15 protein-coding genes and 2 tRNA genes are annotated in these 13723 nt (G+C 39.6%); 6 read left to right on the top strand and 11 right to left on the bottom strand.

From position 1 onward, the window contains the following. Window positions 1-285 precede the first annotated feature (285 nt). The 5 genes from QOL23_RS05280 to QOL23_RS05260 form a co-directional block, all read right to left on the bottom strand. Window positions 286-361, bottom strand: a tRNA-Gly gene (locus QOL23_RS05280). Between the two features lie 40 nt (window positions 362-401). Then, complete coding sequence (locus tag QOL23_RS05275) at window positions 402-842, bottom strand: hypothetical protein (RefSeq protein ID WP_283400545.1); 441 nt, start codon at window positions 840-842, stop codon at window positions 402-404. 12 nt (window positions 843-854) lie between these two features. Then, window positions 855-3215: a replication restart helicase PriA gene (gene priA, locus QOL23_RS05270; RefSeq protein WP_283400544.1), complete on the bottom strand. Its 2361-nt coding sequence runs from the start codon at window positions 3213-3215 to the stop codon at window positions 855-857. Between the two features lie 108 nt (window positions 3216-3323). Further along, on the bottom strand, window positions 3324-4499 hold the full coding sequence (gene aroC, locus QOL23_RS05265) for a chorismate synthase (RefSeq protein ID WP_283400543.1): 1176 nt from the start codon (window positions 4497-4499) through the stop codon (window positions 3324-3326). Window positions 4500-4526: 27 nt separating this feature from the next. Next, entirely contained in the window at window positions 4527-4841 is a 315-nt protein-coding gene (locus tag QOL23_RS05260; protein ID WP_283400542.1) for a nucleotidyltransferase domain-containing protein, read from the bottom strand. A 131-nt stretch (window positions 4842-4972) separates the two neighbouring features. On the opposite strand from QOL23_RS05260, the gene QOL23_RS05255 reads away from it, so the two are divergent. The 4 genes from QOL23_RS05255 to QOL23_RS05240 are packed head-to-tail and all read left to right on the top strand — an operon-like array spanning window position 4973 to window position 7215. Next, entirely contained in the window at window positions 4973-5296 is a 324-nt protein-coding gene (locus QOL23_RS05255) for a hypothetical protein (RefSeq protein ID WP_283400541.1), read from the top strand. A gap of 7 nt (window positions 5297-5303) precedes the next feature. Beyond that, window positions 5304-6191 (top strand): selenium metabolism-associated LysR family transcriptional regulator, encoded by an 888-nt coding sequence (locus tag QOL23_RS05250; RefSeq protein WP_283400540.1) that lies wholly within the window; start codon window positions 5304-5306, stop codon window positions 6189-6191. Window positions 6192-6211: 20 nt separating this feature from the next. Next, window positions 6212-6973 (top strand): nucleotidyl transferase AbiEii/AbiGii toxin family protein, encoded by a 762-nt coding sequence (locus tag QOL23_RS05245; protein ID WP_283400539.1) that lies wholly within the window; start codon window positions 6212-6214, stop codon window positions 6971-6973. After that, complete coding sequence (locus tag QOL23_RS05240) at window positions 6919-7215, top strand: hypothetical protein (protein WP_283400538.1); 297 nt, start codon at window positions 6919-6921, stop codon at window positions 7213-7215. Before QOL23_RS05245 ends, QOL23_RS05240 begins: the two co-directional genes overlap by 55 nt. Here QOL23_RS05240 and QOL23_RS05235 read toward each other — a convergent pair. Beyond that, complete coding sequence (locus QOL23_RS05235; RefSeq protein WP_283400537.1) at window positions 7212-8195, bottom strand: HpcH/HpaI aldolase/citrate lyase family protein; 984 nt, start codon at window positions 8193-8195, stop codon at window positions 7212-7214. The genes QOL23_RS05240 and QOL23_RS05235 overlap by 4 nt on opposite strands. An 82-nt stretch (window positions 8196-8277) precedes the next feature. Between QOL23_RS05235 and QOL23_RS05230 the strand changes: the two genes are divergently transcribed. Then, window positions 8278-9252 (top strand): SDR family NAD(P)-dependent oxidoreductase, encoded by a 975-nt coding sequence (locus QOL23_RS05230; RefSeq protein ID WP_283400536.1) that lies wholly within the window; start codon window positions 8278-8280, stop codon window positions 9250-9252. Between the two features lie 146 nt (window positions 9253-9398). On the opposite strand, the gene QOL23_RS05225 is transcribed toward QOL23_RS05230, so the two are convergent. From QOL23_RS05225 to QOL23_RS05215, 3 genes are read right to left on the bottom strand one after another with little or no spacing between them, the layout of a single operon-like run. Then, window positions 9399-10079 carry a cytochrome b/b6 domain-containing protein gene (locus QOL23_RS05225; RefSeq protein WP_283400535.1) on the bottom strand — a complete coding sequence of 227 codons (681 nt, stop codon included), beginning with the start codon at window positions 10077-10079 and terminating at the stop codon, window positions 9399-9401. Next, entirely contained in the window at window positions 10060-11091 is a 1032-nt protein-coding gene (locus QOL23_RS05220; RefSeq protein ID WP_283400534.1) for a C-GCAxxG-C-C family protein, read from the bottom strand. The genes QOL23_RS05225 and QOL23_RS05220 overlap by 20 nt, the downstream gene beginning before the upstream one ends. A 33-nt stretch (window positions 11092-11124) precedes the next feature. Continuing rightward, on the bottom strand, window positions 11125-12351 hold the full coding sequence (locus QOL23_RS05215; protein WP_283400533.1) for a porin: 1227 nt from the start codon (window positions 12349-12351) through the stop codon (window positions 11125-11127). Window positions 12352-12675: 324 nt separating this feature from the next. On the opposite strand from QOL23_RS05215, the gene QOL23_RS05210 reads away from it, so the two are divergent. Next, window positions 12676-12762 (top strand) — tRNA-Leu (locus tag QOL23_RS05210). Between the two features lie 105 nt (window positions 12763-12867). On the opposite strand, the gene QOL23_RS05205 is transcribed toward QOL23_RS05210, so the two are convergent. Together QOL23_RS05205 and QOL23_RS05200 are read right to left on the bottom strand one after the other, a co-directional pair. Beyond that, a complete protein-coding gene (locus tag QOL23_RS05205; protein WP_283400532.1) occupies window positions 12868-13353 on the bottom strand; it encodes a hypothetical protein in 486 nt (161 codons plus the stop codon). A gap of 4 nt (window positions 13354-13357) precedes the next feature. After that, complete coding sequence (locus QOL23_RS05200; protein ID WP_283400531.1) at window positions 13358-13660, bottom strand: hypothetical protein; 303 nt, start codon at window positions 13658-13660, stop codon at window positions 13358-13360. Between the last annotated feature and the right edge of the window lie 63 nt (window positions 13661-13723).

Below are 13723 nucleotides of genomic sequence, written 5' to 3'. Positions count from 1 at the left end.
CTCCCGCAGGCACGCACCCCTTATTCTACTGTCAAAGACCGCCTTTCAAGACGCAAGATGTAAATTTATGACTCTTGACCCGAACTGTCAAGCCCAGGTTAACACTTTTTATCCTTATTCTATCTGTCTAAAGGATTTTTCAAGGCGCAGGGAGATAATTTATGATTCTCGAACCAGGTTGTCAACCCTTTGTTCTCCCTTTCAGGAGAACCCTGGTTCCTTATTCTGCTGTTCAAATTTGGCGAAGATTAAATTTAGGAACTATTGTCAAAATGTCAACCCTAATGGAGCGGGCGACGGGACTTGAACCCGCGACCCCAACCTTGGCAAGGTTGTGCTCTACCAACTGAGCTACGCCCGCTTCCTTATTCAACTTTCACTTTGCAGGATAGTAAAAATAGTTATTCCGATTTAGTTGTCAACTCCCCTCTTGGACCAATCTGAATAACAAGAACAGTTTCCGAAAATCCTTTAGACACTTGAATCTGCAACGTTTTGTCAGGTGTAACGTAGGTAAGAGAAGCTTGATTACCATAAATAGTTATAGCCACTGGTTCCCAACCTTGCTGAGGTAAAACATCTTTATAATAGGAAACGATATCTTTAACTTTCGCATCACCAGTAAAAACAAGTCTCCCTACTTTTATATCCCCAGATTCATAAATAAAACTCTTTTGTGGAACAAAACGAAAACCAGGATAAACAGGCACACTATCTCCTAACAACATTTCTGGTTTTATTGTTTGCACTTTAACTTCTGTTTGACCAGACGTGTTTAAAGTAGCACAAGAAGACACAGCCACAAGCGCTATAAATGGTAAAGTTAACAAAATTTTCCTCATCTCCACTACCTCCTATATAATCCTCACAGGCTCAACATCTATTTTATACCTAAAACTTCTAAATGTGTCAGGAAAAGTTTTCTTTATCCACATAATTCCAGAAAGGAGGACTTCTTCATTTAAAGCTCTCATAAAAGAGGTAAACCTGTAACGACCGGAAACTTTTGGTATAGGAGCAGGAATCAGCTCTCCAACAGAAAAATATTTAGAAAGTTCTCCTTTTAAGAGTCTAAATTTTTCCTCTAACTTTTTAAATCCTGAAAGTTTGTCCAATTGGAACTCAACTAACACCCCCTTATTAAAAGGCGGATAATTCAAAATAGACCTCGTCTCCAACTCTTCTCTATAAAAATCCTCAAACCTATACTCAACAGCAAACTTTATAGCAGGCAAGTCGGGATTAAAACACTGAACTATCGCCGCACCTGGCTTAAACCTTCCCGCTCTTCCAGTAGTATGAACTATAGATTGAAAAATCCTCTCCGCCCCCCTATAATCCGGCGCCCCACCAAGCAAGTCAGCAATCAAAATTCCCACAAGTGTCAGTTTCGGAAAATTATGTCCTTTAGTTGCTATCTGCGTCCCAACAATTACATCATACTTTCCTTCCTTAATTTCCTTAATTAACCTCGCCCCTACAGAAGGATTCTTCACCGTGTCCTGGTCAAGACGAACCACTTTAAACTCAGGAAACAGAATCTTTATCTCCTCTTCCACTCTCTCCGTTCCGTAACCCTTAAACTCCAACCTGGTAGAACATTTAGGACATCTATAAACAGGTTTATATCTCTTTCCACAGATATGACATATCAGCTTCTTCTCGCTCCTGTGGTAAACGAGAGGAACTGCACAATCTTCACACTCGGCTATAAAACCACAAGAAGGGCAAAAACTCTGGGCAAAAAATCCCCTCCTATTTATAAACAAAAGCGCCTGTTCTCCCTTCTTTACCGTATTTTCAAGGGCGGTAAGCAACTCCTTTGAAAAAATGTTAGTTCTCTTACTGTCCTGCAGATTTACCACCTTTATAAAGGGTAACGGAACTGTTGATACCCTCTCCTTCAGCTCTAACTTTTCTATCTCTCCTTTTTGAACCCTATAGTAGGTGTCAACGGACGGCGTGGCAGAAACTAAAAGAACAGGAAACTTCTCCCTCTTCCCTCTCTTTATAGCTACCTCTCTGGCGTGAAAGTAAGGCTTTTGCTGTTCTTTATAAGAATCGTCCTGTTCCTCATCAACCACTATTAGCCCTAAATCCTTCAAAGGAAGCATAACTGCAGCTCTTGTTCCTATAAAAATCTTTACCTCTCCCCTTACCGCCTTAAGCCAGGCAGAAACCTTCTCCCTCTGCGTCAACTTACCGTGAAAAATCCCAATCCTATTCCCAAAGTAACTCTCAACCCTTGCCCGAAGCTCAGGAGTAAGTAAAAGCTCAGGAACCAAAATCAGAACAGACTTTCCCCTATCAACAAACTCTTTTGCTATCTTCAGATAAACCTCCATCTTCCCCGAACCGGTAACGCCGTAAAGGAGAAACGTCCCACTCTCAGCACTTGTAACTGCCTCAAAAGCTTTCTTCTGAGAAGGGGTAAGCTCAATCTCCCGCAAATCCTTTAGTTCCTGCGGTCTATTACCAACGGTAACCTTCTCCTCAACAACATCAGCCACACCTTCCTTAACCACTCTATTTATAACTGCAAGAGAAAATCCCCTCTCCTTTAACTCGTCAACAGAAACCTTCCCCCTTCTTTCCAGAAATTCAACCAACTCTTTACTTTTCGCCCCTCTTAACGCCTTACTCTCTTTAAGAATCAAAAACCTCTTTTTAGGAATAGAGTCCTTCTCTATAAACTCTTCCCTTACAACCACTCCCTTGTTAATCAGGTTTTTCAAAGACTGATAAAAGTTAGAAATCTTTAACCTTCTCTTCAAAACAGAAACCTTACATGCGCCCCTTCCCTGTAACGCTTCTATTATCTTCCTTTCAGAAGGAGAAAGCTTAATCTTAGAAACGTTTTCCTCTATTAAAGAAACTCTAAAAGACTCCGTAATTTCAAAACCGGAAGGTAAAAAGAAAAAGAGAACTTCCCCCAAGCTCGCGCAGTAGTAGTCGGCTATCCACTTAGCAAGGGCAATAGTGTTTTCCATAAAAACGGCAAAATCGTCAGGAATGTCAAAAACTTCTTTTACTTTTTCTTCAGGAAACTCAACCTTCTCCTTTAAATCAACGATTATTCCTGTTCTTAAAAAATCGTTACTGCCGAAAGGAACGATAACCCTTTTCCCCACTTCAGGTTCGTGAGAAACGTAGTCACCAACCTTATAGACAAACGTTTTTTCAAGGGGAAGGTCAAGGGCAACCTCTACAAACAACTACCCTTTCTCCGAACGGATTGTAGAACCAATCGCAAGGAAAAGTAAAAGTAAACCTCCAACTATAGCCAAAAACAAAACTATCCACTTAAACATTATTCCATTCCCTTACCAGCTTTTTACGTATTCTACATAACCTTTCCAAGCTCTTTCCAACCTATCAAACGTATCGGAAGGAAACATCTCTAAAATAGCAGTAAGCAAAGTAATAGCAACCATAGCTTCACCTACCACAGCAGCTGCAGGAACGGCACAAACGTCTGAACGCTCAACAGAAGCTTCAAAAGGCTCTTTAGTCTTTATATCAGCGCTCCTTAAAGGACTGTAGAGAGTAGGAATCGGTTTCATCGCAGCTCTTACAACTATCGGCTCTCCGTTCGTCATACCACCCTCAAGACCACCCGCTCTGTTCGTAGTTCTGTAAAACCCTTTACTGCCATCGTAGAAAATTTCATCGTGAACCTTTGAACCGGGCAACGTAGCTCCTTCAAAACCAAACCCGATTTCAACACCTTTAATCGCTTGAATTGACATTAAAGCCTGAGCCAGTCTTCCATCAAGACGCCTATCCCACTGAACGTGAGAACCGATTCCAGGCGGCAAACCAACGGCAAAAACTTCAAAAACACCGCCCAAGCTCTCCCCTTTTTCTTTAGCGCTATCTATCTCTCTTTTAAAGCTTTCCTCTAACTGCTGGTCATCAACAGGGATTCTTACTTCCGAACTCTCAGCATTCTTAAAACGTTCCTCAAAAGAAAGTCCCTTCAACTCCTCAAAAGGAACAGAAACAGAACCTATTGATAAAACGTAACTGCCGATAAAAACGCCCAATCTTTTCAAAATATCCTTACACAAAGCACCTGCTGCCACTCTTCCTGCCGTTTCTCTGGCACTGGAACGCTCCAAAACGTTCCTAACGTCATCAAAATCGTACTTAATAGCACCAGAAAGGTCCGCATGCCCCGGTCTTGGTCTCGTAACCTTTTTTTCTTCAGGCAACTCTCCCGGCTCAGGTCTCATAATCTCTGTCCAGTTTTCATAATCTCTATTCCAAACAGCCATTAGAATCGGAGTTCCTAAGGTTCTGCCCAACCTAACGCCAGAAAGGAACTCAACTCTATCTTTCTCTATCTTCATCCTACCGCCGCGCCCGTAACCTTTCTGCCTGCGGGCAAGCTCACCGTTAATGAAGTCAAAATCTATCTCAAAGTTTGCAGGAATCCCCTCTAAAAACGCAAAAATCCCCTTACCGTGACTTTCACCAGCCGTAGAAAACTTCAGCATTTCTCCTCCTACCTCAAATGTCTTTAATCATATCTCTACTCCGGTTCTCATAGCCTCTAAGTGAATACTCTTTAACTTCGTTTTCGGCGATACTACTATCAGGTCAACCTTTCTCTCAATGCCTTTCAACTCAAGTTTCGCAAGAAAGCTAAGTTCATCATCCGTAGAAACATCTTTTTCCGTTTTTATAAGAATATCTATATCCCCTCCCCGTTTATCAGAAATGGTTCTGCTACCAAAAATGTAAACTTTAACGCCTCTGCCGAAAACTTCCTCCGCCGTCTCTTTTATCTTTTTAATATCTTCCTTTGAAAGTCTAATAAACTTAACTTTTTCACCCATTTAACACCTCTTGGCAGAAATTGTATCATTACACAATGAGGCGTTTATCAAGCTGCACCGTTGAAACTTAACCTAAAAGAGATTTAAAATTTTATGATAAGATTTTTTTACAAAATCAGGGAGGAATCAACATGGCACGTAGCTTCCACGATGGAATAGCTAAAAGTTTAGGTTGGGGAGTTACAATCGTCGGTTTTATGATGATGGTAATGTTCGCTCTTCTACCTTTAGGTATATTCTCTCAAACCCTTGACCTTGAACATTACCTTAAACTCAAAACTGGTCTCTCCATTATATTTGCGCTTATAACGTTGAAGTTCTACCTCAACTACGCTAAAAGGCTTGACCTCTCTCCCATCGCTTTCGGTTTTGGAGTTATGATTTCGCTCATTATGTCAGGCGTTCTATTCTTTACAACGGTGGACGTTATACTAAAGCTCTTGGGGCTTGAGTAAATTTTAAATGGAAATCCGTCAGCTTGAAGTTTTCTGTCAGGTTTACGAACAGAAAAGTTTTTCAAAAGCTGCTGAAAGGCTGGGAATTTCCCAGCCTACTGTTAGCTCTCATATACAGCACTTAGAAGATTTCTTAGGGAAAAAACTCTTTGATAGAACCGGCAAAAAAGTCATTCCTACGCCGGAAGCCAAAGTTCTCTACAGATACGCTTTAGACATACTCAAAAAGCGAAGCGAAGCGCTCTCTGAAATCCTCTCTATAGAAAAGTCCTCTTCCGGAATTCTAAAAATCGGAGCAAGCAACATTCCGGGAGATTATCTGATTCCATCTGCCTTAAAAAAGATAAAAGCTTACCTGCCTGAAGTTATCCTTCACGTTGAAATATCCGATTCTTCTAAGGTCTTAAAACTCCTAAAGGAAAACTTCCCCGAAATAGACTTAGGAATAGTAGGAACAAAAACGTCCGTCTCTTCCCTTGAGTGGAAAGAGGTAGGGAGAGATGAGATTGTTCTGATTGCTCCTCCTTTCTTTAAAAACTCAAGCATCCCTCTTTCAGATTTGATGGAACTTCCGCTCTTTTTCAGAGAAACCGATTCTGGAACGAGGAAAACGGTAGAAGAAAGACTGAAAAGAAAAGGCATTGATTCATCAACGCTCAAAGTGGCAGGAATTTTGGGAAGTAATACGGCGATTAAAGAAGCTGTAAAAACGGGAGAAGGATTCGGTTTAGTATCACGTCTGTCGGTTAAAAAGGAACTCCAGTGCGGAGAATTGAAAATTGTAAAAATAGAAGGACTGAGAATCATTAGAAAATTTTACGCAGTCAGGAGAAAAGATATAACGCCGCAGCCGGCAGCGAGGATTTTTTGGGAGAAGGTGGGGAGGATTTTTTAACATACTACCGGTTATAGGATATGCATACAAACATTACATACCTTTACAAATTGCAGGATGAAGTTTTATCTGCATTATCGGAATTTGCAAAAGAGAATGAATTCCCCTTTGTTTTAACAGGTGGAACAGCTCTCGTCAGGTTTCTCTTAAAACAGCATTACAGAATATCTTATGACCTTGATTTCTTCTCAGACAGGCTGAACGTGTTTAAATATTGGAATAAGAAAGAATTAGAATTCTTCTTGCTCCAAAACTTCAACGTTGTTACTTTTCTTGACCTATCATCTTCTTCCTTAAGAATGTGGAGAGGAGTTGTAGGTTACAATAATACTTTAGTCAACATAGACTTTGTTGACGACCAATTTTCAGGAATCTTTAAAACTACCCATTTAGAAGGATTTCCTCACCTCAAAGTTGAAACTATTGACGAAGGCATTTACTTCCGCAAATTATTCGCTGTTATAACTGGAGCTGATAACGAAAAGACAATTGAAAGAATTAAAGACGTAGTTGACCTCATCCAACTTGATAAAGTAATACCTCTTCCTGAATTCATAGAATGCAAGTTTATCCCAATAATGAAAGAAAATGTCGGAATATTAGATACAGAGCAATTCTTGACTAAATTCCGTCTCTTACATAGGATATTAAATGAAAACCGTGAAGAAGCAACTGTAATGCTCAAAGAGACTTTACTAACAAAGTTAACCATCAAGGGTATATTAAGATGGGTAGAAGAAAAACTGAAAGATTTAACTGTACATTTTCAACAGAACCGTTAACCACTTACAGAGGAAATCCAATTTTTAATATAAACTTTCTTGCTGTTGCATTTCTCTACGATTTCCCTTCTGTTGCCAGAAACCCAAAAGAGCTTCAACAAATAATTAATAGATGGAAGTTAAATAAGGCAACAAAAAAAGACAAAATAATAATTGAAATACTTAAAAACCGGCTCTCTTCTTTCAATGAAGGAAAAGAAATAGCAGACATGCTTTCTAAGTTAGCAGAAATCCCAACTTAATCCTCTAAAGCCTTTAGCTTATTCAGCGCATCCCTGTATATCGGCTGGTCTATAAACCTACCCTTATAAGTAATACCTCCCTTCCCCTCTTTCAAGGCTTCTTCGTAAAGCCTAACAATTTCTTTTGCTTCTTCTATCTCTTCCTGAGACGGAGAGAAAACTTTATTAGCAATTTCAACCTGTCTTACAGAAATGCACATTTTCCCTTCAAATCCCAACTCCCTATCCTCAAGCGCTTCCTTTTCAAAACCTTTTAAATCTTCGTGGTTCTGATAAGCAGGTGCTATAGGAACAACCCTTAAAGACCTGCAGGTCAAGGCAAACTTTGACTTAACGTGAACAGAAAGTGGAGATGATGGATATATCCTGTCCTGAGAGATATCCAAATCTGCGAAAAGGTCTAATATACCTAAGTAGGCTACAGTAACGCGGGGGGAGGAGGTGAGGATTTTTTCAAGAGATTCAATAGCAGAAGCTGTTTCTATAGACAAATGTATCTTTACTGTTCCTGAAGGTAAACCGTGAGCTTTCTCAAACGCTGTCAAAGCGCCATCCAAAGCAACAACATCTCTGTACGACTTTACCTTACTGAGCCTTACAGCGTGTGGAATTGTAGGGAAAATTAAAAACATATCTTCCCACGAATATTCTGAATCAAGGGGGTTAATTCTGATAACCACTTCTTTCAAACCGTCAAAAGGAACGTTCAAAAGAAACTTCCTCAAAAGTATCCTTGCAAAAGCTTTACTCTTTTCAGCTACACCATCTTCAAGGTTAAAAATCAAAACATCAGCAGGTCTCAAGAAAGCTTTTCTGAGATGGCGAGGACGGTCTCCCGAAATTAAAAGCGCAGACCTCCGGAAAACACCTTTAAAAGGAACCCTCTCCGGAGAAGATTCCGGAAACTTCTCAATCTCTTCTAAAGGTATTATCCCTTCTAAAAATCTTTCCGCTAATTCAAATAACTTATCAAGTTCCATAGGGAAATTATATATACACTTACCCAAATTTAAAACCAGAATCTATATAATCTCTCCCAACTTAAGTAGTTAAGGAGGAAAAATGAAAACCATTTTCTTAACAGGAGCAGCAGGTTTTATCGGCTACAAAACAGCTGAAAAACTACTCACAAAAGGTTACAAAGTTATTGGCGTTGACAACATGAACGATTATTACGACGTCAGATTAAAAGAGTTCCGACTTAACGAACTAAAAAAACATAAGAACTTTCGCTTTTACAAATTAGACATAGAAAACTACGAGGCAATGAGAATAATCTTTGAAAACGAAAAAATAGACGCTGTAATCAATCTGGCAGCAAGAGCCGGAGTCAGATACAGCCTTGAAGACCCTTTCGTCTATCTATCAACAAACACTTTAGGAACGCTAAACCTTCTTGAACTGATGAAAGATTACAACGTTAAAAAGTTTGTTTTAGCTTCAACCTCTTCTCTTTACGCTGGTCAGAAAATGCCGTTTAAGGAAGACTTACCGGTCAACACTCCTATTTCACCTTACGCAGCAAGTAAAAAAGGCGCAGAAGCAATGAGTTACACTTACCATTACCTATATGGAATAGATGTAACCGTTTTAAGGTATTTCACCGTTTATGGACCAATAGGAAGACCCGATATGAGCATCTTTCGTTTCATTAAATGGATAGATGAAGGAACTCCTATAACAGTATTCGGAGACGGAACTCAAAGCAGAGACTTCACCTACGTTGATGATATAGCAGAGGGAACTGTCAAAGCAGTAGAAACAGAAACCGGCTATGAAATCATTAACTTAGGAGGCAACGAACCTTATGAACTGAATTACGTAATAAAGCTAATAGAAGAATACTTAGGTAAAAAAGCCGAAGTTATTTATAAACCGTTTCACAAGGCAGACATGAAAGCAACGTGGGCAGACATAACAAAAGCAAAAGAAATTTTAAACTGGCAACCCTCCATTTCACTTGAAGAAGGTATCAAGAAAACAGTTGAATGGCACATTAAAAACAGAGATTTTGTAAAAGAAATACAATTACCCTAACTTTCCCCTTTCTAAGGGGAATACAAGGAGTTCCCCAAAATTTCCCCCTTCGTAAGGGGGATACAGGGGGTTTAAGGGAAACCCAAGGGATTAAATAAAAAAGCCCCTCCAAATGGAGGGGCTAAAAACCTCTCAAAACTTAATTCTTAAAGCTCATTACCGGGCTTAATGTTTACTTCTCCCTCAACAACTTCTACTTCATGGTCACCGGTAATGATGCTCTTAATCATTCCAAACTTCCAAGAAGCGTAAGCGTGAATCATTGCTAAGATAACAAAGAGAATAGCTAAAAAGCCGTGAATTGCTTGTGTTGAAGAGAGAGCTTCTACCCAATCAGGTACAAGAGCGTGGCAGAAACGTAAAACTAAACCAAAGCTATTAGGGAAGATAATTGCAAGTCCTGTAATTCCCAAGAGAATCCAGAGAAATACCCATCCCCACCAGGCAAGAACTTCTGTAGGGATAATTTTGAGGATGTAATCACCTCTTTTAGGATCATAGAGTGGCTTGTGAGCAACAGGCTTACGCAAAAGGAAGTGCCTAATTTCATCAAAGAAGAAGTCTATAGCTTCCCACAATCTTCTCAAGCCAAACCACATGTATTCACCACTTATTACAAAGTAATAGAAGAAGAACACAGTTGTACCGATGAAGAAGAATCCAACCACTATGTGTAGAGAGCGTGCAGTAAACGGATGTATAGCCTTAATAGCAGGATTAGGACCTAAAGCCAATCCGGTTATCAAAAGTATTGCAGCTTCTAATACCATCAACCAATGAAGAAAGATAAAGAGTTTAGAGTGTCTTTTAACCGTTATTTTCTTCATCGTTGCCCCCTTTCCTACCGATGTTTGTTGCAATAAGGTGGGCACCTATACCAACAGCAGTTCCTACTGCAGCAATTCCCATCCAGGTTCCGATGTTAGCACCGAACGCCTTTGGTATTGGAGCAGCTTTCACGTGAGCGTTAATGTCCTTAACGTGACATGTTTCACAAGCGATAAATCCTCTTGCGAACTGTCCTTGTTCGTAATGCTTACCCTTGAAGTGACATGTTCTACAACTTGCTGTTTCGTGGCTAAGCTTGAATGGGAATGCTTTCTCAAGCTCTCCCTTAATGGCAGCGTTCATCAATTCAACCGCCTTTTTAGCCACAGCTGCAGTAATTCTTCCACATCTTTCAGAACGCTGCTTAGAACCACTTGCATAACCTGTTACTGTACACCACTTAGAAACAACAACGTGGCAGAGAACAGAATCACACTTAACAGAAGGTAATGGCTTGTTATACTTTCCTTTTACAGGGAATTTACCCTCTGTAGCGTACTCATTAGCCAATGCTGTTGGGAACGCTGTAGTTTCGTACCACCTAAAGAGTCTTCTAATAACTTTCTTCCCAAGGTGAGGACCAAGCGCCCAATCTATCGCAAATGCAGCACCGTTAAGCGCACCACAAATAGTAGCGTATCCTTCTATACCACCAGCACCATACTTCATAGGAACAGGAATATGTTTATGAGCTTTCCTTGCAGCCACCATCTCTTCAAAAGTTGGAAGAGGTAAAAGCGTATACGGATAACCAATAGTTTCTCTTAATAACGAAAGAATTGCCCATGCACAACCACCAGCACACTCATCTACAAAGTATCCCAAATAACCTCTCTTAAAAGCTTCCATTGGGTCAAGCTCTTTGTATCCCCAAGGAAGTCTCGGTACTCCTGATGGGGAGGCCCCGGCAGAAGCGGGGGCAGCCTCTTCTGCAAGAGCCAAAGCAGGATATCCAATAAGACCCACTGCTGGAGCCGCTAACAATCCCTTAAAGAACTCTCTCCTCTTCATTATAAAAACCTCCTCCTATATTGTTTTTGTTAATTAGAACAAGAGCTGAAGTTCAGTTACAAGCATTCTGTCGTCATCTTTTCCAGTATCAGTTCCCTGATTAGCAACGACGTAGGCTGTTCTTATAGCAGCCTGCCATCCGTCAAGAAGGTAGTAGAAACCGTAAGAAGCAACTTTCTTCTTGGCATCAGAAGCATCTGTATTAATATTGTCATAAGAATACCTTGCTAATAAATGAAGATTCTTAAGAGCTTCTATAGGAACTTTATAGTCCGCCTGAACATAGTAGCCTTTCGCATTTCCCCATGTTTCTGGTGTCCCATCTGTTTTAACAACGTGAGAAGGATTATCACGAGAATAACCACCCTCAAGAATCAAGCCAACAGGCTTAATGTTGGCACTTGCCTCAATATCAAAAAGATTCCTTTTAGCATTAGCACTTGTGTAATAGAGATATGCATAACCAGTTTGATAAGCAGCTCTTACTCTCAAACCAATCACATCTGTGTTAACTGGCTTCGCATCTACTGCAAACACATAGGAATATCTTTTATCATGAATGTTTCCAATCTTATTCTTTAAATCATCCTCGTCCTGCTTAACACCCTCACCGTTCATAACAGCAGCTTCAAGCTGAAGTCCTTTCATAGGCTTAAAGATTGCTCTTACACCTACATCCCTATCATGAGAATCAAGGTCTCTCACAACAATTGGTCTTTCAGGAAACTTGATTTTTGGACCAGGCCTTAAGTAGGAAAGAGAAACAGGTATTTTCTGCTGACCCATTCTCAGTTTTAGTGGAATAGCATCAAACTTGTAATCAACAAAAGCATCCCATAGTCTTACACCGGTTCCCCTGTCTGCCCTGATGTGAATCTTGTAGCTGAAGTTTCTGTTCAGCTTACCCTGAAACTGAACGCGAGCTTTCCTAACAATCATACTGTTAGGAGTATCTCCATAAAAGTCTTTGGTATTAATACTGCCATCACTCTTGTAAACAATTTCATCTCTCTTGTCCCACGTAGCTCTTAAAAGCACTCTTCCCTTAACAGTAAGCTTCTTAGTTCTCTTTCTTGGAACAACTCTTACACCTTTTGATGCTCTTAAAGCCTCGTTCTCAGCTTCAAGCTGAGCTACTTTTTGCTCCAACTGCTGGAGCTTTTGCATGATTTCATCCATGCTGTAATCTTGCGCAACAGACGCAGACGCTAAACCAACGGTTACCATAAAGACAGTCGCTGCGCTTAGGAACTTCTTCATCGTTACACCTCCTCTGATTTTTCTTAAATAGCTTATTCTCTTCAGAAAAGAAAAGTAGCAAATCACTTGTTTGATGTCAACAGAAAAAAATAATTTAAGAAAAAATTAATTTACGATTTTTATAAAAGTTAATCTAAGTATAAGAATTCCCCAAAGAAAAGAAATTTTTTATAAAGAAATAAATATGTCAAATAAAGCATTTTCTCTTATTTAAAGCTCTAAGAAAAATCCTCCCTCTTCCCCCTCCCTCCTCCTCTAACACCTAAAAATCAGAAAATAAGTTTTGAAATTTCAACTCCTACGCCTATATTTCTAAAAACAACTGCCCGGGTGGCGGAATTGGCAGACGCGCAGGACTCAGGATCCTGTGGGAGCAATCCCGTGCGGGTTCAAATCCCGCCCCGGGCACCAATTCCTCAAATCAACTCTTTTCAACCATAAAAAGATAAAAATTTTCTATTCTTGCATAAGAACTTTTTATTTCTTATCTCGCAGTTTTTTCTAAATTAGTGGGGTTTACACAAACTTCAAAATTTTTACCACCTTAACACCAAATCTCCTCTCTATTTCTTCAGACTTTCCAAGAAAATCCTTATCATTTGTCCATAACAAAACTTCAAATCCTTCTTTAACAAGAACAATGGCAAGAGCCAATGCCTGAGCATCCTCTTTTTCAAAATCTGAATCAAAAAGAACCTCATCCGCTGCAAAAACTTCACACAAATAAAACCTTTTAGGAACCACTTTATCCAAAAGTAATTCAACTTCTTTAACGTAAAGTTTCGCTACTTCTCCAATAACATCTTTCTTCCCTTTCTTTTCTAATTCTCTAATAAAAGACTGCAGTGCTCTTCTAACATTTGTTGTAGTTGAAACAAACCTCCAGCCCTTTAACTTCCCCTTAAGAAAAACTTCCTTTATTTCCCCTCTACAGGATACACAAAATCTCGCCAGCTGATTTAACTTTGAAGAATCCACTACAACTATTGTCTCTTCTTCCATAACACTATCCCCTCAAAAGATACTTACATCCTATAACATTCAAAGTCATGAAAAGAAAGGCTTGCAACTCTGGAGGAAGTTTATTAGCAGCTTTCAAACTAATATACACACCTGTAGGTTCTTTTCTATCCGTTACAACTACAACATTCTCTTTAAAAGCCTTTGATGGATTCTTAACAATCTCCCTTTTCCCCTTTACCACAACATTATTTTTTAACCACTCTTCTAACTCTTTCAAGTTCTGAAATGATAACCGTTCACTTTTCAACAGCTCTTTAATAGAAGTCTCTTTCTGTAAAACCTTCATAACAATTCCTCCTTTTAATCGCATTCCTCGGATAAAAATATAATTTAGATTTACACTTTTGTC

It is taken from the genome of Desulfurobacterium pacificum (assembly GCF_900182835.1).
Classification (GTDB): Bacteria; Aquificota; Aquificia; order Desulfurobacteriales; family Desulfurobacteriaceae; genus Desulfurobacterium_B; species Desulfurobacterium_B pacificum.
This window is presented reverse-complemented; position numbering and strand designations above follow the sequence as displayed.